Genomic DNA, 26396 nt, shown 5'->3' with positions numbered 1-26396 from the left:
GCGCCAAACGGCTGAATTTGCTCACAAACATTCGGGCTGTACCCGGCTGGGGCGGTGGTGTAGGTCGGGGCAGCAATTCAAGCCGAGGGGATGTGACATGGCGACTGGTTCGGGCCTGATGCAGGGCAAACGTGGGGTCATTCTCGGCGTGGCCAACAATCGCTCGATCGCCTACGGCATCGCCAAGGCCTGTCGCGAGCAGGGCGCCGAAGTCGCGCTGACCTATCAGGGCGATGCGCTGAAGAAGCGTGTCGAGCCGCTCGCCGCCGAGCTCGGCGGGCTGGTGCTCGGCCATTGCGACGTCACCGATGCGTCGACGATCGATGCCGTGTTCGACGTCGTGAAGGAGAAGTGGGGCAAGATCGACTTCGTCGTCCACGCCATCGCCTTCGCCGACAAGGACGAACTCGACGGCCGCTACATCGACACCTCGGAGGCGAACTTCTCCAAGTCGATGCTGATCTCCTGCTACTCGCTGACCGCGATCGCACAGCGCGCCGAAAAGCTGATGACGGACGGCGGCTCGATCATCACGCTGACCTATTACGGCGCCGAGAAGTGGATGCCGCATTACAACGTGATGGGCGTCGCCAAGGCCGCGCTGGAAGCCAGCGTGCGCTATCTCGCCGCCGACCTGGGCGTCAAGAACATCCGCGTCAACGCGATCTCGGCGGGACCGATCAAGACGCTGGCCGCGTCGGGCATCGGCGACTTCCGCTACATCCTGAAATGGAACGAACATAACGCGCCGCTGCGCCGCACGGTGTCGATCGAGGAGGTTGGCGACAGCGCCTTGTACTTCCTGTCCGACCTGTCGCGCGGCGTCACCGGCGAAGTCCATCACGTCGATGCCGGCTACCACGTGGTCGGCATGAAGAACCCCGACGCCCCGGATATCTCGCTCGGCGGCAAGGACTAACCGTCAAGTTTGACTTCCCGCCCAATGTCGTCATGCCCGGGCTGGTCCCGGGCATCCGCGTGTTCGACAACACCCTGATAGCAAGAACGTGGATGGCCGGGACGTGCCCGGCCATGACGGTTTGATAGATTTCGCTCTCACCACTGATCAGGCCATGCCCACCATCTACTTCATGCGTCACGGCCAGACCGACTGGAACGCCACCGGACGTTATCAGGGGACGCAGGACATTCCGCTCAACGACAAGGGGCGGGGGCAGGCGAGCACAGCCGGGCGGCTGCTCGGCGAGGTGCTGGCGCGCGAGGGGCGAGATGCCGCGACGCTGTCTTATGTGTCGAGCCCGCTCGGCCGCGCCCGCGTCACCATGGAGCTGGCGCGCGTGAAGCTCGGGCTGCCGGCGCAGGGTTATGCGACCGACGAGAGGCTGCGCGAAATCACCTATGGGGCCTGGGAAGGCTTCACGGTGGAGCAGATGCAAGCCTCGGACGCAAAAATCTATGCCGCCCGCCAAGCCGACCGCTGGACCGTCGCGCCGTTGCGGGGCGAGAGCTACGCCGACCGCTTTCCGTTCGTCGCCGACTGGGTCGCGTCCGTGACCGCCGACACCGTCGCGGTCGGCCATGTCGGCACCTGCCGGATGCTGATGGTCGCATGCGGCGTCAAGACCCCGACCGAAGCGCTGGAGGGACTGATTTTACAGGGCTCCGTTTATATGTTCCGCGACGGCGGCTTGGAGATTGTGAGCTGAGGCACGGACGCGCGCGCTCTTCCTTCTCCCCTCATGGGAGAAGGTGGCGCGGACGCCGTCCGCGCCGGATGAGGGGGCGCTGACCGCGCGGCGAACCCTCACACGGCGAGTTGCGCTCGCAACCCGCTCCTGCTGGAGTTGAGGGTTGGTTTGACCCTGTTCGACCGGCGCGTTACCACACCGGCGCAATTCTTGAGGGGCGGGTCCGCCATGTCGTTCAACACTTTCGGTCACATGTTTCGGGTCACCACCTTCGGCGAGAGCCATGGCGTGGCGATCGGCTGCGTGGTCGACGGCTGCCCGCCGCTGATCCCGCTGACCGAGGCCGACATTCAGGGCGATCTCGATCGCCGCCGGCCGGGCCAGTCGCGCTTCACCACCCAGCGCCAGGAAGCCGACCAGGTGAAGATCCTGTCCGGCGTGATGGTGCATCCGGAGACCGGGGTGCAGGTCACCACCGGCACGCCGATCGCGCTGCAGATCGAGAATACCGACCAGCGCTCCAAGGACTATTCGGACATTCAGAACAAATTCCGCCCCGGCCACGCCGATTTCACCTATGAGGCGAAGTACGGCATCCGCGACTATCGCGGCGGCGGCCGCTCCTCGGCGCGCGAGACCGCGAGCCGCGTCGCCGCCGGCGCGGTGGCCCGCAAGGTGATCGCCGGCATGAGCGTGCGCGGCGCGCTGGTGCAGATCGGCCCGCACAAGATCGACCGCGCCAAATGGGACTGGGACGAGATCGGCAACAACCCGTTCTTCTGCCCGGACAAGGACGCGGCCGGATTGTTCGCCGATTATCTCGACGGCATCCGCAAGGCCGGCTCGTCGATCGGTGCGGTGATCGAGATCGTGGCCGAGGGCGTCCCGGCCGGGCTCGGCGCGCCGATCTACGCCAAGCTCGACGGCGACATTGCCGCCGCGCTGATGAGCATCAATGCGGTCAAGGGCGTCGAGATCGGCGACGGCTTCGCCAGCGCCGAACTGACCGGCGAGCAGAATGCCGACGAGATGCGGATGGGCAATCATGGCCCGCAGTTCCTGTCCAACCACGCCGGCGGCATCCTCGGGGGCATCGCGACGGGTCAGCCGGTGGTGGCGCGGTTCGCCGTCAAGCCGACCTCGTCGATCCTGACGCCGCGCAAGACCGTCGATCGGGCCGGCGCCGACACCGAGATCCTCACCAAGGGCCGCCACGATCCCTGCGTCGGCATTCGGGCGGTTCCGGTCGGCGAAGCCATGGTCGCCTGCGTGCTCGCCGACCACCTGCTGCGCCACCGGGGACAGGTCGGCTGATCCGCCCGACCGGGTGCAAAGCAGCATCCGACCTGCTATTGGTACGCGGATGCACGAAAACCGACTCCGCGCCCTGATCGACTGGCTGGTCGATGGCGCGCGCTCCGCGCCAGACCCCATTGTGATGATGACGCAGACCTGCGAGCGCCTGGTCGAGGCCGGCGTGCCGCTGGCGCGCGTCGCGGTTTTCGTCGAGACTCTGCATCCTGACATCTACGGCCATCGTTTCATCTGGCGGCCGGGCAAGGAGGCAGAGGTCGGCGAGACGACGGTCGATGTCGACCTATCCGACGAATATCTGCGCAGCCCCCTGAAGGTCCTATACGACCACGGCGTAGAAGTCCGGTTCCGGCTCGACGATCCGGCCAGCCGGAACTTTCCGATTTTCGACGACATGCGTGCCGAAGGCATCACCGACTACGCGGCGCTCCCGCTGCAATTCCTCGACGGCAGCTTCCACGCCGCGAGCTACGCGACGCGGCAGCCCGGCGGCTTCACCGACGCGCAGCTCAACGCGATCCGCGCGGTGATTCCGCCGATCGCCCGGCTGGTGGAAGTGCTCAGCCTGCGCGAGATCGCCACCACGCTGCTCGACACCTATGTGGGCAACCGCGCCGGCGCGCGCATTCTTGCTGGCCAGATCCGCCGCGGCCATGCGGACATGCTGCGCACCGCAATCTGGCTGTCGGATCTGCGCGGCTTCACGGCGCTGTCCGACCGGCTGCCGCCGGAAGTGATGGTGAAGCTGCTCAACGCCTATTTTGACTGCCAGGTCGGGCCGATCCTGCGCCATGGCGGCGAGGTGTTGAAATTCATGGGCGATGGTCTTCTCGCCGTGTTTCCGATCGCAGACGATCGCGTCGATGAAGTCGACGTCTGCGCGCGGATGCTCGCCGCGGCCCACGAATGCCGCGTCAATGTCGCCGCGATGAACTACATCGAGGGCAACCACGTCATCGAGAGTTTCCGCTTCGGCGTCGCGCTGCATGTCGGGCAGGTGCTGTACGGCAATATCGGCGGCGGCAACCGGCTCGACTTCACCTGTGTCGGCCCCGCCGTCAATCTCGCGGCTCGGCTGGAGCGGATCGCCGGGCGCCTCGGCCGCACCGTGGTGGCCTCGTCCGATTTCATCAACCTCTGCGGCGACGGCTTCGTGGAGATCGGCGAATTCCCGATCGACGGGCTGTCGCACGCCGAGCGGGTTTACGGTCTCGAAGTCGAAACGCTGCAGGCGGCGGAAGGGCTGTAGACATCTGCCAGAATCGGCGGAGCTCAAAGAGCATCGGCATCGCTAGTTGCATGCAGCCCCTGGCCCCACGAGTAGCAGAGGGATCGCATGTGAAAATTGCGGTGGCGGCGATGATCACCCTCCCCTGGAGGGGGAGGGTCGCTCGCGCAGCGAGCGGGGTGAGGTGGCGACGTTACGAAACGCGGTGCCCGCGGCTCACCCCACCCCGTCGAGCACCGCGCTTCGCGCGCTGCCCGCCGACCCTCCCCCTCCAGGGGAGGGTGAAGAAAGCGCCGGTGCTGATGGTCTTTGCCGAGGCGAGACGAACGGTTCGGGACGCGCAACGAAGCTCCGCCTACTCCTCAGGTTCCGTCGTGAACAGCAGCGGATAGCCTTTGGCGCGGCCGGCGTCGGTGGCGCGGGTGGCTTTGGTTTCGGCGACGTCCCTGGTGAACACGGCGACGACGCAGACGCCGCGCTGGTGGGCGGTGAGCATCACTTTGTACGCCTGTTCCTCGGTCATCCTGAACTCGGCCTTCAGGATCATCACCACGAAGTCGCGCGGCGTGAAGTCGTCGTTGACGAGGATGACCTTGTGCAGCTTCGGCCGCTCGATCTTCGGCTTGGTCTTGGTCGTCCGACGCGTGACGACATCGATGTTGCTCATATCGTTCACCGCTGTTGATCGGTCCGAGTTTACAACTCCGGCGGCGCCGGCGAAACCTGTGCCGCTGTGCGATCTGCGCATTTTCGATGCAGCGCACGGCCCGCTCTTGTCCGCGGGCTTTTGCTATCAGTGAAACGTGATCGCGGTGGAACCGGCTTTCCGGTTGCGCGCGTCGTACGTCGTGTCACGATCGTGTCATCCTCGAGCGGAGGGCGTGCGATGCGGTGGATCTCGATCGGCACGATAGCCGCCGCTGTCACGGCGGCCGGCATGGTGGCGGGTCTCGCCGCGCCCAACCGGGCACCGCAACTCGCTGATCGCCCCGACGATTCCAAAACGGTGGATGTCGAACTGATCCTCGCGGTCGACGTCTCGTATTCGATGGATATGGACGAACTCGCGGTCCAGCGTGAGGGCTACGCGCAGGCGCTGCGCTCCAGTGAATTTCTCAAGACGCTGAAGACCGGCCCGACCGGCCGCATCGCCGTGACGTATTTCGAATGGGCGGCCGCCGGGGACCAGAAGATCATCCTGCCCTGGCAGATCATCGACGGGCCGGAATCGGCCGACTCGGTCGCGAACGAAATCATGAATGCGCCGCTGCGGCGCGCATCGCGGACTTCGATCTCCGGCGCGATCAATTTTGCCGTGCCGCTGTTCGACCAGAATCCCTATCACGGCCTGCGCCGCGTCATCGATATCTCCGGCGACGGCCCCAACAACAATGGCGAGCCGGTGACGATGGCGCGCGACGCCGCGGTGGAGAAGGGCGTCGTCATCAACGGCCTGCCGATCATGGTGAAGGAGCCGTCCTATTCGACGATGGATATCGAGAATCTCGATTACTACTACGAGGATTGCGTCATCGGAGGTCCGGGCGCGTTCGTAGTCACGATCAAGAGTCGCGACAAATTCAAGGAGGCGATCCGCACCAAGCTGGTGATGGAAGTCGCCGGACTGACGCCTCCCGGCTGGATCGTACCGATCGCCGGGCAGGAGAAGTCGGCGCGAGTCTCCTGCCTGGTCGGCGAGAAAATCTGGCAGGATCGCTGGGGCAGGTAGTCGCGGCGTTGATCTCCAATCCAGCCATGACCCTCGGCCTCTCGTTTGTCATTCCGGGGCGCGCGTAGTGCGAGCCCGGAATCCATGTTCACTGGACTCTCGTTCGATCGTCACGTCCGCCGTGCTCAGCAGCAGCGCTGCGGCGTATGGATTCCGGGTTCGCCGCTACGCGGCGCCCCGAATGACGAGGGTGGGGTGCATTTCAGATTCCGGGGGCACTCAGCCACTCATGGCTTGAGCGCCCCCGGATGGTTGGAGCCGTCGCTCTGAGCAAGCCCACGGACGCACGACGCGCGGGCATCCCAGGCTTGCCTAGAGCCGTCAGGCCGCAGCGCGGAAGATCGTTTCGATCTCGGACTGCGTCGCCTGCTTCGGATTGGTGAAGCCGCAGGCGTCCTTCAGCGCGTTGGCGGCGAGGATCGGCACGTCGGTTTCCTTCATGCCGAGACCGCCGAGCCCTGCCGGAATGCCGACATCCGCCGACAGCCGCTGGATGGCGTGAATGGCGGCGTCGGCGCCTTGCGCATCGGTCATGCCGGTGACGTCGACTCCGAGCGCGTGGGCGACGTCCTTCAGCCGTCCGGCTGCGACCTGCGCGTTGTAGGCCTGGACGTGCGGCAGCAGCACCGCGTTGCAGACCCCGTGCGGCAGGTCGTAGAAGCCGCCGAGCTGATGCGCCATCGCGTGCACGTAGCCGAGCGACGCATTGTTGAACGCCATGCCGGCGAGGAAGCCCGCATAGGACATCGCCTCGCGGGCGGCGAGGTTCTGGCCCTCGGCGACGACGGTGCGCAGGCTGTTGGAGATGATCGACATGGCCTTCAGCGCGCAGGCATCGGTGATCGGCGTCGCCGCGATCGACACATAGGCTTCGATCGCATGGGTGAGTGCATCCATGCCGGTGGCCGCCGTCAGCGCTGCAGGCTTGCCGAGCATCAGCACCGGATCATTGACCGACAGCAGCGGCGTGGTGTGGCGGTCGACGATGGCCATTTTCACCTGGCGTTCCTCATCGGTGATGATGCAGAAGCGAGTCATCTCGCTCGCCGTGCCGGCCGTGGTGTTGACGGCGATCAGCGGAAGCTGGGCGTGCGCCGACTTGTCGACGCCCTCGTAGTCCTTGATGCTGCCGCCGTTGGTGGCGGTGAGCGCGATGCCCTTGGCGCAGTCGTGCGCCGAGCCTCCGCCGAGCGAGATGACGCAGTCACAGTTTTCCTGTTTCAGCAGCGCGAGTCCGTCCTCCACGTTCCGGATGGTCGGGTTCGGCTTGGCGCCGGGGAAGATCACGCTGCCCACGCCGCGCTCGACCAGCATCGAGGCGATCTGGTCGGCGACGCCGAGCTTGTGCAGGCCGCTGTCGGTGACGATCAGTGCGCGTGTGAAACCGCGGGCCTTGGCGTGGTCAGCGGCGCTCGACACGCAGCCGGCGCCGAACAGGTTGAGAGAGGGAATGAAAAAGGTTGTTGCGGTCATTGTGTTTCCTTCCATGCGTTTGTTGTTGGTCGGTGGTCGATGAGCCGCTCGGCCGGACGAATGTGCCGGTCCAGATGCGCTCCGTATTGCAGGGCAAGGCCGTGCGGCCCGGACGGCGCCGGAAACGCCGTCCGGAGTTGCTGCGGCTGGGTGCTGCGCACCCGCCGCGGAAATGAGTTGCGTCCTAGAAAAAGCCGAGCGGTCCGGTCCCGTAGCTCACCAGCAGGTTCTTGGTGTGCTGATAGTGATCGAGCATCATCTTGTGGGTCTCGCGCCCGATGCCGGATTGCTTGTAGCCGCCGAAGGCGGCGTGCGCCGGGTAAGCGTGGTAGCAGTTTGTCCACACCCGGCCGGCGGCGATGGCGCGCCCGAACCGATAGGCGCGGGTGCCGTCCCGCGTCCAGACGCCGGCGCCGAGGCCATACTGGGTATCGTTGGCGATGGCGACGGCCTCGGCTTCGTCTTTGAAGGTGGTGACCGACACCACGGGGCCGAAGATTTCTTCCTGGAAGATACGCATCTGGTTGTGACCGCGGAACACGGTCGGATGCACGTAGTAGCCGCCGGCGAGATCGCCGGGCAACTGCGCGCGGGCGCCGCCGGCGAGCAGTTCGGCGCCTTCCTGGCGGCCGATGTCGATATAGGACAGGATCTTGTCGAGTTGTTCCTGCGACGCCTGCGCGCCGATCATGGTGGCCGGATCGCGCGGGTCGCCCTGGCGGATTGCGGCGACGCGGGCGAGTGCCCGCTCCATGAAGCGGTCGTAGATCGACTCCTGCACCAGCGCGCGGCTCGGGCAGGTGCACACCTCTCCCTGATTGAGCGCAAACATCACGAAGCCTTCGATCGCCTTGTCGAAGAACGGATCGTCCTCGGCCGCGACGTCGCCGAAGAAAATGTTCGGCGATTTGCCGCCGAGTTCGAGCGACACCGGCACCAGATTCTCGCTGGCGTATTGCATGATGAGCCGGCCGGTCGAGGTCTCGCCGGTGAAGGCGATCTTGGCGATGCGCGGGCTCGACGCCAGCGGCTTGCCCGCCTCGACGCCGAAGCCGTTGACGATGTTGAGCACGCCCGGCGGCAGCAGGTCGCCGATCAGCTCGGCCCAGACCAGGATCGACGCCGGGGTCTGCTCGGCGGGCTTGAGCACCACGCAATTGCCGGCGGCGAGCGCCGGCGCCAGCTTCCAGGCCGCCATCAGCAGCGGGAAGTTCCACGGAATGATCTGGCCGACGACGCCGAGCGGTTCGTGGAAGTGGTAAGCGATCGTATCGTGATCGATTTCTGAGATCGAGCCTTCCTGGGCGCGTAGTGCACCCGCGAAGTAGCGGAAGTGATCGATCGCCAGCGGCAGGTCGGCGGCGCGTGTCTCGCGGATCGGCTTGCCGTTATCGAGGGTTTCCGCGGTTGCGAGCAGATCGAGGTTGTCCTCCATCCGGTCCGCGATGCGATTGAGAATGAGTGACCGCTCCGTTGTGGTCGTCTTCGCCCAGCCCGGGCTCGCCGCATGCGCGGCATCGAGCGCGAGTTCGATATCTTCTTTCTGCGAGCGCGGAATCTCTGTGATCTTGCCGCCGGTAATCGGCGTGGTGTTGTCGAAGTAGCGGCCTTCGAGCGGCTCGATCCAGCGCCCGCCGATGAAGTTGCCGTAGCGGGTTTTGAAGATCGAACTCGCCTTGGGCTGCAGTGTGGTGATGATGTTCATGGCTTCCTCCCGATTTATTGAAGCGGAAGCAACTACGCACATCGTGTGCCAATTGCGCGGGACGGCGCGCCGGATGCGCGACCAATGGCGCAGCGCGTTGATAAGTCAGGGAGGATTCTACGTTGCGCGAATTTGCGCTGGCGTTCGTTCTCTGGACAGCGCGCGACACTGCGTGTGATACTGCGATCAGTTGGGCGCAACAGCTGTTGCAGAATCCAACATTCCGGAGACGCCCATGTCGCCTGCATCAAGTCATGATGCCGTTTTCGTCGCGCGTCGTCGCTTCTTCGACGAAGGACGGTCTGCTTCTGGAATTGTCGCGGCGCCGATTCTGCGGTCGTGGGAACGCTGCGCCGGGCAGGGCCTCGATGTCAGCCGCTCGCCCTTGCTCGTACCGCCAACTGCTCATGAGTTGCGTGAGCTTCAAGAGCGTCACGCGCGCCTCAGCCGTCTGGCGCGGCCCGAGCTCGATGCATTGCAGGGCGACGCGCGACTGACTGGTAGCGTGGTAATCGTCACGGATACGGCCGGCGTCGTGCTCGATATGGTCGGCGACGCCGCCTTTGCGGGACGCGCCGCCGAAGTGGCGCTGCGGCCCGGCGTGTCGTGGAACGAGGCCGCGACGGGCACCAATGCGATCGGCACCGCGCTGGTCGAGCGGCAGCCGATCGCGGTGCATGGGGCGGAGCACTTCTTCGAACGCCATCGGATCCTGGCCTGCGCGGCGGCGCCGCTGATCGATCCGCGCGGCAACGTCGCGGGCGCGCTCGACATGACCGGCCCGGCCGCGATCCGCCACGTCCACGCCCTCGGATTGATGCGCCTCGCCGCCGAGCAGATCGAGCACCGCTTTTTCAGCGAGGGCTTCGCGCATTGCATGATGCTGCGCTTTCACGCGGACCGCGCGCTGGTCGGCACGCCGCGCGAGGGAGTCCTGGCCTTTGCGGAGGGCGTGCTGGTCGGCGCCAATCGCCGCGGCCTCGAGCTGATGAAGCTCGATTGGTCTGCGATCGACCACGCCAAGCTGGCGGCGCTGCTACCCGGAGTTCGCCCGTCCGATCAGATCCAGCCGCTTCGCGGACCGCAAGGGACACGGCTTTACGGTCGGCTTCTCGACCCCGCCCGTCGGCCGTCCCGTGGCGGGGCGACGTCCGCGCGGGCAAAGGCTTCGGCTGCGCCGTCGGGCGAGATCGAGCCGATTCTCGGCGAGGAGATGCAGGCCTCGCTGGCGCGGGCGGTGCGTCTGGTCAATGCGGGCATCCCGCTGCTGTTGCTGGGCGAGACCGGCTCCGGCAAGGACGTGTTCGCGCGCCGTGTGCACGCCGAGAGCGAACGATGCGACAAGCCGTTCGTGCCGGTCAATTGCGCGGCGCTGCCCGAGGGACTGATCGAGTCCGAGCTGTTCGGCTACGAGGCCGGCGCCTTCACCGGCGCACGTCGGCAGGGCGCGCCCGGCCTGCTGCGCCAGGCCGATGGCGGCGTGTTGTTTCTCGACGAGATCGGCGACATGCCGTTGTCGTTGCAGAGCCGGCTGCTCCGCGTGCTGCAGGACAAGCAGGTGTCGCCGCTCGGCGGCGGCAAACCGGTGCCGGTCGATTTCGCGCTGATCTGCGCCACGCACCAGTCGCTGTCGACGCTGCTGGCGGCCGGCGCGTTTCGGCAAGATCTGTATTTCCGCATCGCCCAATACGTCGTCGAGCGTCCGCCGGTGCGGCATCATCCGGATCGGCTCGCGCTGGTGCGCCGGCTGTGGCGCCAGCTTGGCGGCGAGACCGCCGGCGTTGCGCTGTCGGACGAGGTCGAGCGACTGCTGGCGGCCTATGAGTGGCCGGGCAATTTCCGGCAATTGGTCGGCACGCTGCGGGCCCTGATGGTGCTGGGCGAACCGGGCCAGCCGGTCGATGTGTCAGCTCTGCCGGCAGAGATCCGCGCGGCGGTGCCGACGTTCAATGTGGTGATCAGCACTCCGCCGACCTCGCTGGCGGAACAGACACGGTCGGCTTTGCAGGCGGCACTCGACGCCAGCGACGGCAACGTCTCCCGCGCGGCCCGGCGGCTCGGAATTGACCGAAGTACGTACTATCGCCGCCTGCTGAAAGAGAAGGACCGATGCCTTTAGACCAAGCCGATCGATTGATTGCAGCGATCTGTCTTCTCCTTATGCGTTGACATTCCGAGAGCCTGGCCGACCCAGGCATCTCGTGGAATAGGCCGCGGGGTACGTGCCGCAAGGTTCAGCGCAACGCGCCCCACCGAGGTTTGGCCGGTGAGGCTTGACCGGCGCGCGGATCTCTTCGATCGTCTCCGAAAGCGAAGCGATTATGTGCGGCCTCCCGGATCGCACCGCTTCGCGGCGTCGAACTGGGAAGCGCAATGACCTTGAAACTCTTCGAACTCGTCGGCCTCGATGGCGCGCGGCCGTTCTCCCCCTATTGCTGGCGAATCCGGATGGCGCTGGCGCACAAGGGGCTCGATGCCGTGTCGATCCCGTGGCGGTTCACCGAGAAGGCGGCGCTCGCACCCTACAAGTCGGAGAAAGTGCCCGTGCTGCTCGACGGCGACCAGGCGATCGCAGATTCCTGGGCGATCGCGCTCTATCTCGAAGATGCCTATCGGGATCGTCCGTCGCTGTTTGGCGGCGAGGGTGGTCGTGCGATGGCGCGGATGCTCAACGCATGGGGCGACTTGGCGATCGTCGGAGGCATCTTTCCGTTGATCATCGCCGATATCGTGAGCCAACTCGGCCCCGAGGATCAGGCTTATTTCCGCAAGACCCGCGAAGCCCGGTTCGGCAAGACGGTCGAAGAGGTCGCGGCCGGCCGAGACAGCGCGGTGATCGGGTTCCGCAAGTCGCTCGATCCCCTGCGGCTGACGCTGAAGGCGCAATCCTTTATCGGGGGCGAGCAGCCCAACTACGCGGATTACATCGTGTTCGGTGGTTTCCAGTGGGCGCGAGCGGTCAGCTCGTTCGCGCTGCTCGAGGCCGATGATCCGGTCTATGCCTGGCGGGACAAGCTGCTCGATGCGTTCGGCGGCATGGCGCGCAACTCGGGCGGCTATCCGGTCTGAAGCCGCTGGACGGCGCCCCGTCCTGACTCACGGCGCGATCGATCCGCCCGTCCAGGAACGATCGCGCGATCCTGCTGTTGCCGCTGACATTAGCAGGACGATAAACATGACTGACACAATTACCCGTCGAAACATGGTCGGTGGCGCTGGGGCCGGAGTGCTCGGCGCCGCGGCCGCAGCCGCGCCCGCTTTCGCGCAGAAGGCCGCCACGCCGAATGCGGTCGCGACGGCGGCGCCGTTCGAAAGCCCAGTCAGCAAGTATCCGAAGCCGCCGTTCCAGCGGCAGGAACAGCCTTGGCCCGGACTGGCGTCCAAGATGAATCCGCCGCCGGATCATGGTGAAAAGAGCTACAAGGGATCGGGTCGATTGGCCGGCCGTAAGGCGCTGATCACGGGCGGCGACAGCGGCATGGGCCGCGCCGCTGCGATCGCCTTCGCGCGCGAGGGCGCCGACGTCGCCATCAACTATCTGCCGGCCGAGGAAGAAGATGCCCGGCAGGTGATCGAGCTGATCAAGGAAGCGGGCCGTAACGCCGTCGCGATTCCGGGCGACCTGCGTGACGAAGCATTCTGCAGCCGGCTGGTCGAGCAGACGGTGCAACAGCTTGGCGGGCTCGACATCGTCGTCAACAACGCCGCCCGCCAGCAGACACGCGCTTCGATCATGGACGTGTCGTCGGAAGATTTCGATGCGACGATGAAGACCAATATCTACGCGCCGTTCTGGATCATCAAAGCGGCGCTGCCGCACCTCAAGCCCGGCTCGTGCATCATCGGTACGTCGTCCGAGCAGGCGACAGATCCGTCGCCGGAGCTGTACGACTACGCCCAGACCAAGGCGGCCACGACCAACTATGTGCGGTCGCTCGCCAAGCAACTTGGCCCCAAGGGGATCCGCGTCAACGCGGTGGCGCCGGGGCCGATCTGGACGCCGTTGCAAGTGTCGGGCGGCGCGACGATGGAGAAGCTGGAGAAGTTCGGCGGTACAACCCCGCTCGGCCGGCCCGGCCAGCCTGCCGAACTCGGCTCGATCTACGTGCAGCTCGCCGCCAATGACGCGAGCTTTTCGACCGGGCAGGTCTATGGGGCGATGGGCGGCGGCGGCCTGCCGTAGCCAAGGCAGTCGCCACCCGAAGCCTTTCGCCGGAGCACTCAGCCGGCGAGCGTTATGCCGCGCCGTGCGCCGCCTTCACGGCGGCGCGGTCGATCGCTCCGCTGGCGTTCTTCGGCAGCGTCTCCACGAACACCACGTGCTTGGGCTTCTTGTAGCGTGCGATCAGCGAAGCGACGAAATTCGCCAGCTCGTCGGCACCAATGCTCTCGCCGGGCCTCAACACGCAAACGGCTTTGACCGCCTCGCTCCATTGCGGGTCGGGCACGCCGATCACGATCGCCTCGACGACAGCGGGATGCTGTTTCAGCGCCGCTTCGACCTCGGCCGGGTAAACGTTCTCGCCTCCGGTCTTGATCAGCTCCTTCTCGGGCGCGCGTCCGGCGTAGAACAGGTAGCCGTCCGCGTCGAACCGCCCCATGTCGCCGGTGTGATGCCAGCCGTTGCGGAACGCATGCTTGGTCGCAGCCTCGTTATTCCAATAGCCTTTGAACACCGTTGGGCCCCGCACCACGATCTCGCCGACGTCGCTGGGGGGCAGCGGCTTGTCGTCGGCATCGACCACCGCGATGCTGCGCCAGAACAGCGGACGTCCGGCCGAACCCGGCCGGTCCCGATACGGTGCGAAGGTCGACAGGCCCGACGTCTCGGACTGGCCGAAGGTCGCCCAGAACGTCGCCTCCGGGCAAAGCTGCTCGAAGCGTTCGATGGTTGCCGGCGTGTCCAGCCCCGTGACCGCGCGCAGGCTTTGCAATTGCGCCGGCTCCGCCTGATCCAGAATGTTGCCAAGCATCGGCGCGAATTCTGCCATCACTGTCACTTGCTCGGCAGCGATGTCGCGCGCGGCCTGCGCGGCGTCGAATTTGGCCGCGATCACGCTGGCGCCACCGGCCTGCTGCAGCGTCAGCATCAGGCCGAGGCCGGTGACGTGAAACAGCGGCAGCATGCCGAGATTGACGTCGCGCTCGGTCAGGCGCCAGGACTCGATCGCCGAGCTTTGCGCGATCAGCAGATTGCCCTGCGAGATCAGCGCGCCGCGCGGCCGGCCGCCCACCGCGGCGGTGTGGATGATGACGAAACCGTCCGCAGCGGCGACTTCCGGCGGCACAAAAGCGTCGTTTGAAGCGAGTTCGGAAAACGGCACGAACGGGGCCGGCTCGCAGCCGATGGTGTAGATGCGGCGCACACTCGGCAGCGACGGCTGCAGGCCGGCGACGATGTCGCGATACTCGGCGGCGACGACCAGCACCGCCGGGGCGCCGTCGCTCAGCACGAAGCCGATCTCGTCGGCCCCAAGCCGATAGTTCACCGGCAGCAGGATGGCGCCGACCAGAGCCGCCGCGCCGATCAGCTCCACCATTTCCACGCAGTTTTGCGACAGGATTGCAACACGGTCACCCGGGCGGATGCCGTCGCGCAGCAGGCCGGCGGCGAGCCGCTCCGTCCGTGCCAGATAGTCGCGGTGCGTGACGCGTTCGCCGCTGTCGAACACGAAAGCCGTGCGATCCGGAAACAGCGCGGCATTGCGGCGATAGACATCGCCCAGGGTGAAGTCGTGAAGCGCCATGCATTTTCCCCATGTAAGGCTTCGGCAGGCATTCTTCCGGCCCACCCGATAGCTCCCGCTCGCCGGGCGGCGCCCGGGTCGCGATCCGGGCTTTGTAGCGAAGTTTGGCCGGGAAGGGACACTTCAAAGTTGGGGTGGAGTTCACCTGCAGCGAACCCCTGATTGGATTACCGCAAAGCTCGATGAAGGAGTTGGCAACCGGCTGTGGCGGCCGGCATTTTCGTCGCAGCCTGGCGAGCGACGTCTTACGATGACACGAACCACGAACCATCTGATGATTGTCCACCGGCGAGGAACATCGTCTGCAGTACCGAGTTGGACGCTCACAACTTCTGGAGGAACCGATGGCGCACGACGCTCGAACCCTAGACGAGATCCGACGCGAGACCGAGAGCGCCCGGGCCGGACTGACCCAAACCGTCGGTGAGCTGCGGGCCACCGTGGCGGACACCGCGAGCGATCTGCGCGAGCGCTACTCGCCGCAGGCGATCAAGGACGATGTCACCAGCTACATCAAGACGCGCGGTGAAGAGCTTGCCGACAAGGTGAGCGATACCATCCGCAACAATCCGGTGCAGGCGGTCGCGGTGGGCGCGACGCTCGCTTATCCGTTGTGGAAGATCGTGCGCGCCATTCCGGCTCCGGTGCTGATGGTCGGCGCCGGCCTGTATCTGGCCGGGTCGAAGTCGGGCCAGCGCTTGACGCAGCGTGCGTCCGTCGCGGCGGGCGAACTCGCCGTCGAAGTCGAGCGGCGCGCTCGTGCGTTCGGGTCGGACGTGGCGGACACCGCGGAGGCCGCGCGGGATTACGCAGCCGGCGCGATCCAGGCTGCGGGCGAGGTCGCCGGAACGCGGGCCGACGAATTCCGCCGCACCGCTGCTTCCACCGCTGCCGACTTGAAGCGGAAGGGCGAAGACCTCGGCCGCACGCTGTCGGCTGAGACGGATCGCCTCGGTCGGACTGCTGCGGCGGCCGGCCATGCCTTCGCGGGGGAGGTTGACGACGCAGCTCAACGCGGCGCCGGTCTGGCCGATACCGTCTCGGATACGCTGCGCGAGACGGCGGCTTCGGTCCGCGACACCGCGGCGTCGGTTCGCGAGACCGCGACGGACGCTGCGTCCCGGCTTCGTCACAAGATGAGCGAGACCGCGGACGCTGGGCTCGATGCGGCCGTTCGGATCCGCGATCGCGCCGGTGATCTCGGCCAGCGCGCGAGCCGCAACGTGACTGAAACCGTCAGCGCACATCCGCTGCTCGTGGCGGGTGTCGGCTTGGTCGTTGGCGGGTTGATCGCCAGCGCCATCCCGCGGCTCCGCGCGGAGAAGCAGATCTTTGGCGGAGCGGGTCGTCGTCTGCGCGAGCAGGCCGAGGACACCGTGAACCGCGGCCTCGATGCCGTGAAGCAGAAGGGCCGCGACGTGTATCAGAGCGCGGCGAATGCGGCCGAGGACGAAGGGCTCACGCCCGACAAGGTTGGCGGTCAGGTGCGGGAGTTCGGTGAGCGGGCTCGAAAAGTGGCGGAAGCCGCCGTCTCGACCTTCGAGTCGCCCTCGCAGAACAAGCATTGAGACAGACAGAGAGCAGGGACATGGCCGAGCAGATCGAAAAGACAGGTAACGGAGCAGGCATGCGGTCGCAGCCGCTGAAATCGGCGAAAAAGGAAGGCCAGAACATGGCGGATCAGGCGACCGAAGCAGGGCGTGATATCAAGGATCGTGTGGTCGGACTTGCGGAGGAGTCGGTCGGAGCCGCGCGCGCGCAGGCGGAGAATCTCGCCGGCGTGGCCCGCGAGTTCGCCTCCGAGGCGGGCGAGGCAATTAAGAGCCGTGCCAACGAGCAGCGCGAGGCGGGCGCCGATTACATCGGCGGGATCGCCGAGGCGATCCGCCGTGCGTCACGCGAATTCGACAATGATCTGCCAATCGCGGGCGTCTACATGCGCAAGGCGGCGTCGAAGGTCGAGGAAATCTCCGACACCGTGCAGCAGGGCGATATCTCCAATCTCGTCCGCGGCGTGCAGGACTTCGCGCGTCGTCAGCCGACGGCCTTCCTCGGTCTTGCGGTGCTGGCGGGCTTCGGCGCGGTGCGCTTCTTGAAGAGCTCGTCGGCGGCCGCGCCGCGCGCGTCCGTGGCTGAGCGGCCGGATTTTGAGGATCGGAGTTGACGATGACGTCTCCGACCAATCGATCGATCCCGGAGCTGTTCGGCGACGCTTTCAATCAGTTCGCCAAGCTGATCAGTAACGAATTCGATCTCGCGCGCGCCGAGATGGCCGACAAGGTCGGTCAGGTCGGCCGCGCGGTGGCGATGATCGGCGCGGGCGCGGTCGTACTGATTCCTGGGCTCGTCGTCCTGCTGTTCGCGCTGGCTGCGCTGCTGGTCGAAAACGGGCTGTCGCAATCGCTCGCCTATCTGATCACGGGTGGCGGCACGGTGATTGTCGCGGCGATCCTGATGTGGATCGGTGTCAGCCGCTTGTCACCGGACTCCCTAAAGCCGACTGTCACGATCGAACAATTGCAGCGCGACAAGGTCGCCGCGAAGGAGATGGTCAAGTGAACGACAAGAGCAGGGCGATGCCCTTCATCCACGATGTCGGCGACGCAATGCGTCGCAATCCGGTTTCCACGGCGCTGATCGGCATGGGCGTGTTGTGGCTGTTCGCCGGCAGCGCCGGCTCGCGATCGCGCGCCTCGAAGCTCGCGCACAGCGCCGGGCTCGATCGCGTGCCTGACCTCGCGTCGGACCTCGTCGAAACCGGCCGTGCACGGATGCACGACGTGCAGGACCGCCTCAGTGACGGCCTGAGCGACGTCGGCGAAAAGGCTGCCAGCGTCGCAAGCGTGGTGCGGGACAGCGGCGCAGCGGCGATGGATCGGGCGAGCGATTTTGGCCGACAGCTTCCGGAGACCGGTGCGGAATTGTTCGACGCCGCCAAGTCTCGCATGACCGACCTGCTCGAGGAGCAGCCGTTGTTGCTAGGTGCGCTCGGTCTGGCGATTGGCGCTGGCATTGCGGCTTCGCTGCCGTCAACCTCGGTCGAGGCCGATCTGTTTGGCGAGACCAGCGACGAGTTTAAGGCGCAGGCACGTGGGTTTGTCGATCACGCCAGCGAGCGGGTCACGGCTGCGACACGGGACGCGGTCGGCGCCGCTACCGACGAGGCGCGCCGTCAAGGCCTCACGCCCGATGGTGTGATGAAGGCGGTCGGCGAAATGGGCGACAAGGCCCGGCGCGTCGTCGACGCGGCTGAGGACAATCTGCGGCTGGAGTGAGCCAGACGGGAGTCATTGATGGCCGACGATAAGAAGCCCGACGATCGTCCGGGCGACGCGATGAAGAGCGGCACCCGCGAACCGTGGAAGAAGCCCGACCAGAGTTCGCAGACCACCAAGGACGCACCGTCGAAGCCGGACCTGGAAGAGTGGCAGGACAGTAATACGCACTGATCTCAGACGGTTGACGGCGTCGTACCACGACGATCGTTATTTGCGGCCGGGACGTCGTCCCGGCCGTTTCTCTTTTGACATCCCGTGCCTTCTCAGCCGCGCCGCTCTTCAGGAATCCCGCCGGGCCGCATTCGTCGCGATCGCGGCTGCCGCGGTACGGTTTTCAACGCCGAGCTTGGCGTAGATCTGCTCCAGATGCTTGTCGACGGTGCGCGGGCTGAGACCGAGGATCTGCGCAATGTCGCGGTTGGTCTTGCCTTTGCTGAGCCATGCGAGCACTTCGCTTTCGCGGCTGGTGAGTCCGAATTCCGTGGCGAATTCCTTCGGCGACTCGGTCGAGCTGTCGCGCGCCAGCCGCAGCAGAAATTCGTTCGGGCCGAGCTTGCCCATATATTGCAGCCGCAGCTCGTCGTTGCGCAGCAGCGATGCTTTCATCGGCGTCTTGGGTTGCGCCAGACCGCTGTGGACCTGCTCCAGCCAGTCGAGCCACGGCTTCGGCAGATCGAGTCGATAGCCTTCGGCCGAGGCGCCGTCGGCGGCGAGCAGTTTCTGCGCCTGCGGCGTCGCCCACAGCACCTTGCCGACGCGATCGACCGCGAGCAGGAAGCGCCCCGACACGTCGAGCGCCGCGCGTGCGCTTTGGCTCAGCCGCGCATTGCCGAGATGCACCCGGATCCGCGCCAGCATTTCGGCGATCACGATCGGCTTGGTGACGTAGTCGACGCCGCCGGCTTCGAGGCCGCGGACGATGTGCTCGCTCTCGGTGAGGCCGGTCATGAAGATCACCGGGACGTCGGAGAGTCCGGGATTGCGCTTCAGCCGCCGGCAGGTCTCGAAGCCGTCGAGGCCCGGCATGATGGCGTCGAGCAGGATGATGTCCGGCGTGATCTGCTCGACGATCCGCATCGCCGCGGCGCCGTCGAGCGCGACCATCACGGTCATTCCGGCGCCGTCCAGCGCATCGGTCAGCATCCGCAGCGTTTCCGGCGAGTCGTCGACGACCAGAACGATATCGCGCTTCTTCATGTCATTGTTCATGGCGATACAGCGTGTTCAGTGTCTTCATGTATTGATCGAGGTCGAACTGCTCGACTAATGAACGGATCTGCGACACGAACGGTCCCGACTCCGGATAGTCGATGTTGATCTGATCGAGTTTGGACTCGATGCCGCGGATGTAGCCGATCTTGCCGAGCTCGATCAATTCTTCGACGTGCTGCATCGGCGGTGTGAGTATGTCGCTGTCGGTCTGCGGCGGCTCGGCTACGTCGCCTTTGTAGATCCATTCCAGTTTGAGAAGCTGTCCGATCTGCTCGAGCAGCCGCGGGATGTCGATCGGCTTCATCAGGTAGCCGTCGTGGAACGGCTGCGCCAGCGGCGCCCCGTGCGCCTCGATCGCGCTCGCGGAGACCATCAGGATGCGGGCGTGGTGATGACCGTTGGTGCGCAGCGTCTCGGCGACAGTCCAGCCATCCATGCCGGCCATCGAGATGTCGAGCAGGAACAGGTCCGGCTGGCAGTGTTCGGCAAGGCTGACACAGGTAAACCCATCCGGCGCGCTGAGTACGATGAAGCCGAGCGGCGACAGCAATTCCTGGAGCAGATTCCGTTGTGCGGGATCATCGTCGGTGATCAGGATCGTTTTGCGCGGGCCGTGATAGCCGAGGATCGGCGCGCGGATCGAACGGGTGCGGGTCGGGTTGGCGACCTCCGACAGCAGCAGCTTGACCCGGAAGGTCGAACCCTGGCCGAGCGTGCTGGTGACGCTGAGATCGCCACCCATCACGCCGGCGAGCAGCTTGCTGATCGTCAGCCCGAGGCCGGTGCCGGTGTGCGGCTGCGACACGCCGAGCGCACCGCGCTCGAACGGCGCAAAGATCCGCTCGAGATCGTCGGCGTGGATACCTGGGCCAGTGTCGCGGACTTCAAGTTCGGCGACCGGATTCCGATAATGCACGATGAAGTGCACGCTGCCTTCCTGCGTGAACTTGATCGCATTCGACAGCAGGTTGATCAGCACCTGGCGCAGCCGCTTCTCGTCGGCGTAGACCACCGGCGGCAGATATTGCGGCCGCTTGAACACGAACTCCACGTCCTTGGCTGCGGCCTGCAGCCGGAACATGCCGACGAGCTGATCGAGAAACTCGCCGAACCGCACTTCGTCACGCGACAGATACAGCCGTCCGGCTTCGATCTTGGAAATGTCCAGCAGCCCATCGATCAGGCCGGAGAGATGATCGGCACTTCGCCGCATCAGCCGGATCTGGTCACGCGGCCGCGGCGGCAGCGTGCTGTCCTGCTCCAACAGCTGGGCATAGCCGCTGATCGCGTTGAGCGGAGAGCGCAGCTCGTGGCTGAGGCCGACGACGTAACGGCTCTTGGCGAGGTTGGCGGATTCCGCGACTTCCTTGGCGCGTTGCAGTTCAGCGTCGGTCTGGCGGTGCGCGTCGATCTCCTGCATCAGCAGCGTGGTCTGCCGCCGCGTTTCGGCCTCGGCCGCCTGACGGCTCTGCCGTGCGAGCACGAACAGCCACGTCACCACGCCGACGATGATCACCAATGCGAAGAACAGCTTCCACAGGATCTCCGACAGCAGCAGGTGTTGCGCGTCGGTCGCCGGTGCCGCCTGCAGATAGATCATCAGCAGGGTGATGCCGACCAGCCCGACCGACACCGTGAACACGCCGAGATAGTGCCCGACCTGTGAGTTCAGCAGCGCTTGGACGCGCTGCGGCAGCACCTTGCCGAGCGTATCGGCGAACTGCGCGTCGAACCGCGCGTGCGGCTTGCACAGATCGTGGCATCGCGCGTCCAGCGAACAGCATAGCGAGCAGATCGCGCCGGCATAAGCGGGACAATGCGCCATGTCCTCCGGCTCGAACGCGTGCTCGCAGATACAGCACTTGATCGCCGGCAGGTCGCGCCAGGCGCGTTTCGGCTTGCGGGCGATGTAGAACCGGCCGCGGGTGACGAGCGCGATCGCCGGGGCGGTGACGAACGCGGCCAGCAGCGCCACGAACGGGGCCAGCGCCTTGGCGGTCGGCCCGAACACGCCGTAGAACGCCGTGATCGACATCACCGTGGCAATCGCCATCGAGCCGACGCCGACCGGGTTGATGTCGTAGAGATGCGCGCGCTTGAACTCCATCTGCCGCGGCCGTAGCCCGAGCGGCCGGTTGATCACGAGGTCCGCGACCAGCGCGCCGACCCACGCGATCGCCACGTTGGAGTAGAGAGCCAGCGTATGTTCCAGCGCCTTGTAGACGCCGATTTCCATCAGCAGCAACGCCACCAGCACGTTGAACACCAGCCAGACGACTCGGCCGGGATGACTATGCGTCAGCCGCGAGAAGAAATTCGACCAGGCGATTGACCCCGCATAAGCGTTGGTGACGTTGATCTTGATCTGCGACAGCATCACGAACGCGCCGGTCAGCGCCAGCGCCAGTTCGGGCTGGGCCAGCACGTAGCGGAACGCCTCGCGATACATGTGCGACGGCTCGGCCGCATCCTCCGCGCCGACGCCGTGGCTCAGCGCGAAGTAAGCGAGGAACGAGCCGGCAATCAGCTTGAGCGCACCCGGCACGATCCAACCCGGCCCGGCGCTGATCATCGCCGCCCACCACGCCGCCTTCGAGGTGCGGCGGTCGCGCGGCAGGAAGCGCAGGAAGTCGACCTGTTCGCCGATCTGCGCCACCAGCGCGAACACCACGGAGGCGGCGGTGCCGAACAGCAACAGATCGAGGTGGCCGTCCGGGTTGCCGTGCGTGCCGGCAAAGCTGGTCCAGCCGACGAAGGATTCCGGACTCTTGATCGCGATCGCCGCGAACGGAAGAATGTGCAGCAGGATCCAGAAAGGTTGGGTCCACAGTTGAAACCGGCTGATCAGCGTGATGCCGTGCGTCACCAGCGGAATGATCACCACGGCGCTGAACAGATAGCCGAGCGCCAGCGGCAAGCCGAAACACATCTCCAGCGCCTTGGCGAGAATAACAGCCTCGATGGCGAAGAAGATGAACGTAAAAGAGGCATAGATCAGCGACGTGATGGTCGAGCCGATATAGCCAAATCCGGCTCCACGCGTGAGCAAGTCTATATCGACGCCACATCTGGCTGCATGATAGGCAATCGGCAGGCCGCAGCAGAAGATGATCACGCTGACCACCAGGATCGCCGCGGTGGCGTTGGTGACGCCGTAGTTCAGCGTGATGGTGCCGCCGATCGCCTCCAGGGCCAGGAACGAGATCGCGCCCAGCGCGGTGTTGGCGACCCGGGCGGCTGACCAGCGGCGGGCGCTCTTGGCGGTGAACCGCAGCGCGTAGTCTTCGAGCGTCTGGTTGGCGACCCATTGATTGTACTGGCGCCGAACGCGGTCTATGCGCTGCCGCCCAACCACTCGCTGCTCTCCCTGATGCCACGCTCCCTTGCGTGATGAAAAATCTACGTCGCGGTCTTGCGATGCAACATACGTGATCTTGCGTATCGGTGCAGCGGAAAATTTCGCCGATCGTCTGCCCCGGCTGCACACGCGTCCAAACAACACGAAGGGGTAGTTCATGGCAGACGAGAAAGACCAGGGCCTTCACTCGCCGTTCCGGCGCAAGCTGCTGATGGGGATGGCGGCGATTCCGGCGATGACGATGTTGCCGCGCACGTCGTTCGCCCAGGCGCCGGCGACCTCCGCGGTCAACACCACGGGCCTCGCGGTCACCGACACCGAAGTCACCGTCGGCATCCTGCATTCGGTCACGGGCACGATGGCGATCTCCGAAACCGGCTCGGTGCAGGCCGAAAAGCTGGCGATCGAACAGATCAACGCCGCCGGCGGCGTGCTCGGCCGCAAGATCAAGTTCGTGCAGGAAGACGGCGCCTCCGACTGGCCGACCTTCGCCGAGAAGGCCAAGAAGCTGCTGGTCAACGACAAATGCGCCGCCGTGATGGGCTGCTGGACGTCCGCCTCGCGCAAGGCCGTGCTGCCGGTGTTCGAACAATATAACGGCATGCTGTACTACCCGACCTTCTACGAGGGCCTCGAGCAGTCCAAGAACGTCATCTACACCGGCCAGGAAGCCACCCAGCAGATCATCGCCGGCCTCGACTGGGTCAACAAGACCAAAGGCGCCAAGAGCTTCTATCTGCTCGGCTCCGACTACATCTGGCCGCGCACCTCGAACAAGATCGCCCGCAAGCACATCGAGGGGCATCTGCAGGGCTGCAAGGTCGTCGGCGAAGAATACTTCCCGCTCGGCCACACCCAGTTCAACTCGGTGATCAACAAGATCAAGCTGACCAAGCCGGACGTGATCTACGCGATCATCGTCGGCGGCTCCAACGTTGCGTTCTACAAGCAGCTCAAGGCGGCCGGCATCGACCTCTCCAAGCAGACGCTGCTGACGATCTCGGTGACCGAGGACGAAATCGACGGCATCGGCGGCGAGAATATCGCGGGCGCCTACGCCTGCATGAAGTATTTCCAGTCGCTCGACAATCCGAACAACAAGAAGTTCGTCGCGGACTTCAAGAAGATGTGGGGTGAAAAGACGGTGATCGGAGACGTCACCCAGGCTGCCTATCTGGGCCCGTGGCTGTGGAAATTGACCGTCGAGAAGGCCGGCTCGTTCGACGTCGACAAGATCGCGGCGGCATCGCCGGGCGTCGAGTTCAAGGGTGCGCCGGAAGGCTACGTCCGGATCCACGAAAACCATCACCTCTGGTCCAAGACCCGCGTCGGCAAGGCCAAGGCGGACGGTCAGTACGAACTGGTCTACGAGACCGCCGACCTGGTCGAACCCGATCCGTTCCCGAAGGGCTACCAGTAAGAAGCGCGCCGGCGCACGCCTCACGCGCGCAACCGTCATCGCCGGGCCCGACCCGGCGATCCATCCTCTTCGCAAGAAGATGGATGCGCGGGTCAAGCCCGCGCATGACGGCGGTGAGCGGGGCTGGCGCCGGCGACTCTCCGCGTCCGGATCTTTTTAACTCAGCAGGGGCAGCCTCCATGTTCGGCGATTATTCCATTGGCGATCTCGGCGCGATCTTCGCGATGCAGGGCTTTGCCGGCCTGATCCTGTTCTCGGTCTACGTGCTGATGGCGCTCGGTCTGGCGATCATCTTCGGCCAGATGGGCGTCATCAACATGGCGCACGGCGAGTTCATGATTCTCGGCGCCTACGTCACCTGGATGACGTCGAACGCGTTTCAAACCTATTTGCCGGCGCTGTTTCCCGGCTACTTCTTCGTCGCGATGATCCTCGCCTTTATCGCGTCGGGCGCGCTCGGGATGCTGGTCGAATGGGGATTGATCCGGCATCTCTACAAACGTCCGCTCGACACGCTGCTCGCGACCTGGGGCCTGTCGCTGATCCTGCAGCAGGCCTATCGGTCGATCTTCGGCGCGCGTGAAGTCGGCGTCGAACTGCCGCAATGGATGCTGGGCTCCAAGCAGGTCACCGACACCATCGAAGTGCCGATCAACGGCATCTTTGTGATGTGCCTGACGGTGCTGATCACCGCGACCGTTGCCTATGTGATGTACAAGTCGCGCTGGGGCCGCCAGGTCCGCGCCGTGGTGCAGAACCGGGTGATGGCCGGCGCGGTCGGCATCAACACCGAGAAGGTCGATCGCTACACCTTCGGCCTCGGCTGCGGCATCGCCGGCATCGCGGGTAGCGCCTTCACCATGATCGGCTCGACCGGGCCGACCTCCGGTCAGCTCTACATCGTCGACACCTTCCTGGTCGTGGTGTTCGGCGGCGCCGCCAGCCTGTTCGGCACCATCGCTTCGGCCTTCAGCATCTCGCAGGCGCAGTCGACCATGGAGTTCTTCATGTCCGGCTCCATGGCCAAGGTGCTCACGCTGCTCGCCATCGTCGCGATCCTGATGATGCGCCCGCAAGGCCTGTTCGCCCTCAAGGTCCGCAAGTAATCGGGGAGACACGACAATGGAAAGCCCGCGCTTTCTCAGCCGCTCGGACATCATCGGTCTCGCCGCACTCGCTCTGCTGCTGGTGGTGATCCTGCCGCTGTCGCTGGATGTGTTTCGCCTCAATCTGGTGGCGAAGTATCTGACCTACGCCTTCGTGGCGCTCGGCCTGGTGTTGTGCTGGGGTTTCGGCGGCATTCTCAGCCTCGGGCAGGGGGTGTTCTTCGGCCTCGGCGGCTACTGCATGGCGATGTATCTCAAGCTGGAAGCCTCCAGCGTCGAGAACACCAAGATCCAGTCTACCCCGGGCATCCCGGACTTCATGGACTGGAATCAGATCACCCAGCTGCCGTTCTTCTGGCAGCCGTTCCACAGTCTGACGCTGACGATCCTGGCGATCCTGATCATCCCGGCGCTGTTCGCCTATCTGGTCGGCGCCGCGATGTTCAAGCGCCGGGTCGGCGGCGTGTATTTCGCCATCATCACCCAGGCGATCGCGGCGATCTGCACCATCCTGATCATCGGTCAGCAGGGCTACACCGGCGGCATCAACGGCATCACCGATCTGCGCACGCTGAAGGGCTGGGACATCCGTCCCGACCACGCCAAGGTGATCCTGTACTTCGTCGAAGTCGCCTTCCTGTTCGGCTGCATCATGCTGGCGCTGTTCGTGCGGCACTCCAAGCTCGGCCGCATCCTGGTGGCGATGCGCGAGAAGGAGGACCGGGTGCGGTTCTCCGGCTACAGCGTCGCCAATTTCAAGATCTTCGCGCTCTGCCTCGCAGCGATGTTCGCGGCGATCGGCGGCGCGATGTTCACCCTCAATGTCGGCTTCATGTCGCCGTCCTTCGTCGGCATCGTGCCGTCGATCGAGATGGTGATCTACACCGCGGTCGGTGGCCGGCTGTCGATCTTCGGGGCGATCTACGGAACGCTGCTGGTCAACTTCGCCAAGACCGGTCTGTCGGAATCCTTCCCGCAGCTGTGGCTGTTCGGCCTCGGCGCGCTGTTCATCGCGGTGGTGCTGATCTTCCCGAACGGACTTGCCGGCATCTGGCGCGACTACGTCCAGCCGCTGATCGACAAACTGATCAGCAAGCGCAAGTCCGGTTCGGATCACCACAACGGCAAGACCATCGGCCCGATCGCGGGCAGCGCCCCGGCGGAATGAGGAGGCAAC

22 protein-coding genes are annotated in these 26396 nt (G+C 65.3%); 16 read left to right on the top strand and 6 right to left on the bottom strand.

All coding sequences use genetic code 11. The features are described from left to right. Window positions 1–97 precede the first annotated feature (97 nt). From fabI to ACFFJ6_RS15920, 4 genes are all read left to right on the top strand, one after another. Complete coding sequence (gene fabI / locus ACFFJ6_RS15935) at window positions 98–919, top strand: enoyl-ACP reductase FabI (protein WP_378389393.1); 822 nt, start codon at window positions 98–100, stop codon at window positions 917–919. A 154-nt stretch (window positions 920–1073) separates the two neighbouring features. Continuing rightward, window positions 1074–1667, top strand: a complete 594-nt coding sequence (locus tag ACFFJ6_RS15930; RefSeq protein WP_378389391.1) for a histidine phosphatase family protein — start codon at window positions 1074–1076, stop codon at window positions 1665–1667. Window positions 1668–1877: 210 nt separating this feature from the next. Then, on the top strand, window positions 1878–2963 hold the full coding sequence (gene aroC, locus ACFFJ6_RS15925; protein ID WP_378389389.1) for a chorismate synthase: 1086 nt from the start codon (window positions 1878–1880) through the stop codon (window positions 2961–2963). A 49-nt stretch (window positions 2964–3012) separates the two neighbouring features. Then, window positions 3013–4212, top strand: a complete 1200-nt coding sequence (locus ACFFJ6_RS15920; RefSeq protein WP_378389387.1) for an adenylate/guanylate cyclase domain-containing protein — start codon at window positions 3013–3015, stop codon at window positions 4210–4212. A gap of 334 nt (window positions 4213–4546) precedes the next feature. On the opposite strand, the gene clpS is transcribed toward ACFFJ6_RS15920, so the two are convergent. Continuing rightward, window positions 4547–4858 (bottom strand): ATP-dependent Clp protease adapter ClpS, encoded by a 312-nt coding sequence (gene clpS / locus ACFFJ6_RS15915; RefSeq protein WP_378389385.1) that lies wholly within the window; start codon window positions 4856–4858, stop codon window positions 4547–4549. A 219-nt stretch (window positions 4859–5077) separates the two neighbouring features. Between clpS and ACFFJ6_RS15910 the strand changes: the two genes are divergently transcribed. After that, entirely contained in the window at window positions 5078–5920 is an 843-nt protein-coding gene (locus ACFFJ6_RS15910) for a DUF1194 domain-containing protein (protein WP_378389383.1), read from the top strand. Between the two features lie 321 nt (window positions 5921–6241). Here ACFFJ6_RS15910 and yiaY read toward each other — a convergent pair whose 3' ends face one another. Then, complete coding sequence (gene yiaY / locus ACFFJ6_RS15905) at window positions 6242–7393, bottom strand: L-threonine dehydrogenase (protein WP_378389381.1); 1152 nt, start codon at window positions 7391–7393, stop codon at window positions 6242–6244. 184 nt (window positions 7394–7577) lie between these two features. Next, the gene (adh, locus tag ACFFJ6_RS15900; protein ID WP_378389379.1) at window positions 7578–9098 is read right to left on the bottom strand and encodes an aldehyde dehydrogenase; all 1521 of its coding nucleotides are present in this window, start codon (window positions 9096–9098) and stop codon (window positions 7578–7580) included. A gap of 235 nt (window positions 9099–9333) precedes the next feature. Between adh and ACFFJ6_RS15895 the strand changes: the two genes are divergently transcribed. The 3 genes from ACFFJ6_RS15895 (at window position 9334) to ACFFJ6_RS15885 (ending at window position 13281) form a co-directional block, all read left to right on the top strand. Further along, a complete protein-coding gene (locus tag ACFFJ6_RS15895; protein WP_378389377.1) occupies window positions 9334–11217 on the top strand; it encodes a sigma-54-dependent Fis family transcriptional regulator in 1884 nt (627 codons plus the stop codon). Window positions 11218–11471: 254 nt separating this feature from the next. Then, window positions 11472–12167, top strand: a complete 696-nt coding sequence (locus ACFFJ6_RS15890) for a glutathione S-transferase family protein (protein ID WP_378389375.1) — start codon at window positions 11472–11474, stop codon at window positions 12165–12167. A 106-nt stretch (window positions 12168–12273) separates the two neighbouring features. Next, window positions 12274–13281: an SDR family oxidoreductase gene (locus tag ACFFJ6_RS15885; RefSeq protein WP_378389373.1), complete on the top strand. Its 1008-nt coding sequence runs from the start codon at window positions 12274–12276 to the stop codon at window positions 13279–13281. Between the two features lie 52 nt (window positions 13282–13333). On the opposite strand, the gene ACFFJ6_RS15880 is transcribed toward ACFFJ6_RS15885, so the two are convergent. Continuing rightward, entirely contained in the window at window positions 13334–14845 is a 1512-nt protein-coding gene (locus ACFFJ6_RS15880) for an AMP-binding protein (protein WP_378389372.1), read from the bottom strand. 344 nt (window positions 14846–15189) lie between these two features. On the opposite strand from ACFFJ6_RS15880, the gene ACFFJ6_RS15875 reads away from it, so the two are divergent. The 5 genes from ACFFJ6_RS15875 to ACFFJ6_RS15855 all read left to right on the top strand — a co-directional run bounded on the left by ACFFJ6_RS15875 (window position 15190) and on the right by ACFFJ6_RS15855 (window position 18294). Continuing rightward, window positions 15190–16413 carry a hypothetical protein gene (locus tag ACFFJ6_RS15875; protein ID WP_378389370.1) on the top strand — a complete coding sequence of 408 codons (1224 nt, stop codon included), beginning with the start codon at window positions 15190–15192 and terminating at the stop codon, window positions 16411–16413. 20 nt (window positions 16414–16433) lie between these two features. After that, window positions 16434–17009, top strand: a complete 576-nt coding sequence (locus tag ACFFJ6_RS15870) for a hypothetical protein (protein WP_378389368.1) — start codon at window positions 16434–16436, stop codon at window positions 17007–17009. A gap of 2 nt (window positions 17010–17011) precedes the next feature. After that, on the top strand, window positions 17012–17404 hold the full coding sequence (locus ACFFJ6_RS15865) for a phage holin family protein (RefSeq protein ID WP_378389366.1): 393 nt from the start codon (window positions 17012–17014) through the stop codon (window positions 17402–17404). Window positions 17405–17487: 83 nt separating this feature from the next. Beyond that, entirely contained in the window at window positions 17488–18120 is a 633-nt protein-coding gene (locus tag ACFFJ6_RS15860; protein WP_378389722.1) for a hypothetical protein, read from the top strand. Between the two features lie 18 nt (window positions 18121–18138). Next, window positions 18139–18294, top strand: coding sequence for a hypothetical protein (locus tag ACFFJ6_RS15855; RefSeq protein WP_378389364.1), 156 nt, complete (start codon window positions 18139–18141; stop codon window positions 18292–18294). 108 nt (window positions 18295–18402) lie between these two features. On the opposite strand, the gene ACFFJ6_RS15850 is transcribed toward ACFFJ6_RS15855, so the two are convergent. Both ACFFJ6_RS15850 and ACFFJ6_RS15845 read right to left on the bottom strand, forming a co-directional pair. After that, the gene (locus ACFFJ6_RS15850; protein ID WP_378389362.1) at window positions 18403–19332 is read right to left on the bottom strand and encodes a response regulator; all 930 of its coding nucleotides are present in this window, start codon (window positions 19330–19332) and stop codon (window positions 18403–18405) included. Continuing rightward, the gene (locus ACFFJ6_RS15845) at window positions 19322–22690 is read right to left on the bottom strand and encodes a hybrid sensor histidine kinase/response regulator (protein ID WP_378389360.1); all 3369 of its coding nucleotides are present in this window, start codon (window positions 22688–22690) and stop codon (window positions 19322–19324) included. Before ACFFJ6_RS15845 ends, ACFFJ6_RS15850 begins: the two co-directional genes overlap by 11 nt. A 160-nt stretch (window positions 22691–22850) precedes the next feature. Between ACFFJ6_RS15845 and urtA the strand changes: the two genes are divergently transcribed. The 3 genes from urtA (at window position 22851) to urtC (ending at window position 26387) form a co-directional block, all read left to right on the top strand. Next, window positions 22851–24113: an urea ABC transporter substrate-binding protein gene (gene urtA, locus ACFFJ6_RS15840; protein WP_378389358.1), complete on the top strand. Its 1263-nt coding sequence runs from the start codon at window positions 22851–22853 to the stop codon at window positions 24111–24113. Window positions 24114–24292: 179 nt separating this feature from the next. Then, window positions 24293–25219, top strand: coding sequence for an urea ABC transporter permease subunit UrtB (gene urtB / locus ACFFJ6_RS15835; RefSeq protein WP_378389356.1), 927 nt, complete (start codon window positions 24293–24295; stop codon window positions 25217–25219). 16 nt (window positions 25220–25235) lie between these two features. Then, on the top strand, window positions 25236–26387 hold the full coding sequence (gene urtC, locus ACFFJ6_RS15830; RefSeq protein WP_378389355.1) for an urea ABC transporter permease subunit UrtC: 1152 nt from the start codon (window positions 25236–25238) through the stop codon (window positions 26385–26387). The last annotated feature ends 9 nt before the right edge of the window (window positions 26388–26396 follow it).

The organism is Rhodopseudomonas telluris (assembly GCF_042432815.1).
Taxonomy (GTDB): Bacteria; Pseudomonadota; Alphaproteobacteria; order Rhizobiales; family Xanthobacteraceae; genus Rhodopseudomonas; species Rhodopseudomonas telluris.
Note: the sequence above shows the minus strand (reverse complement) of the source record. Positions and strands in the feature narration are given on the sequence as shown.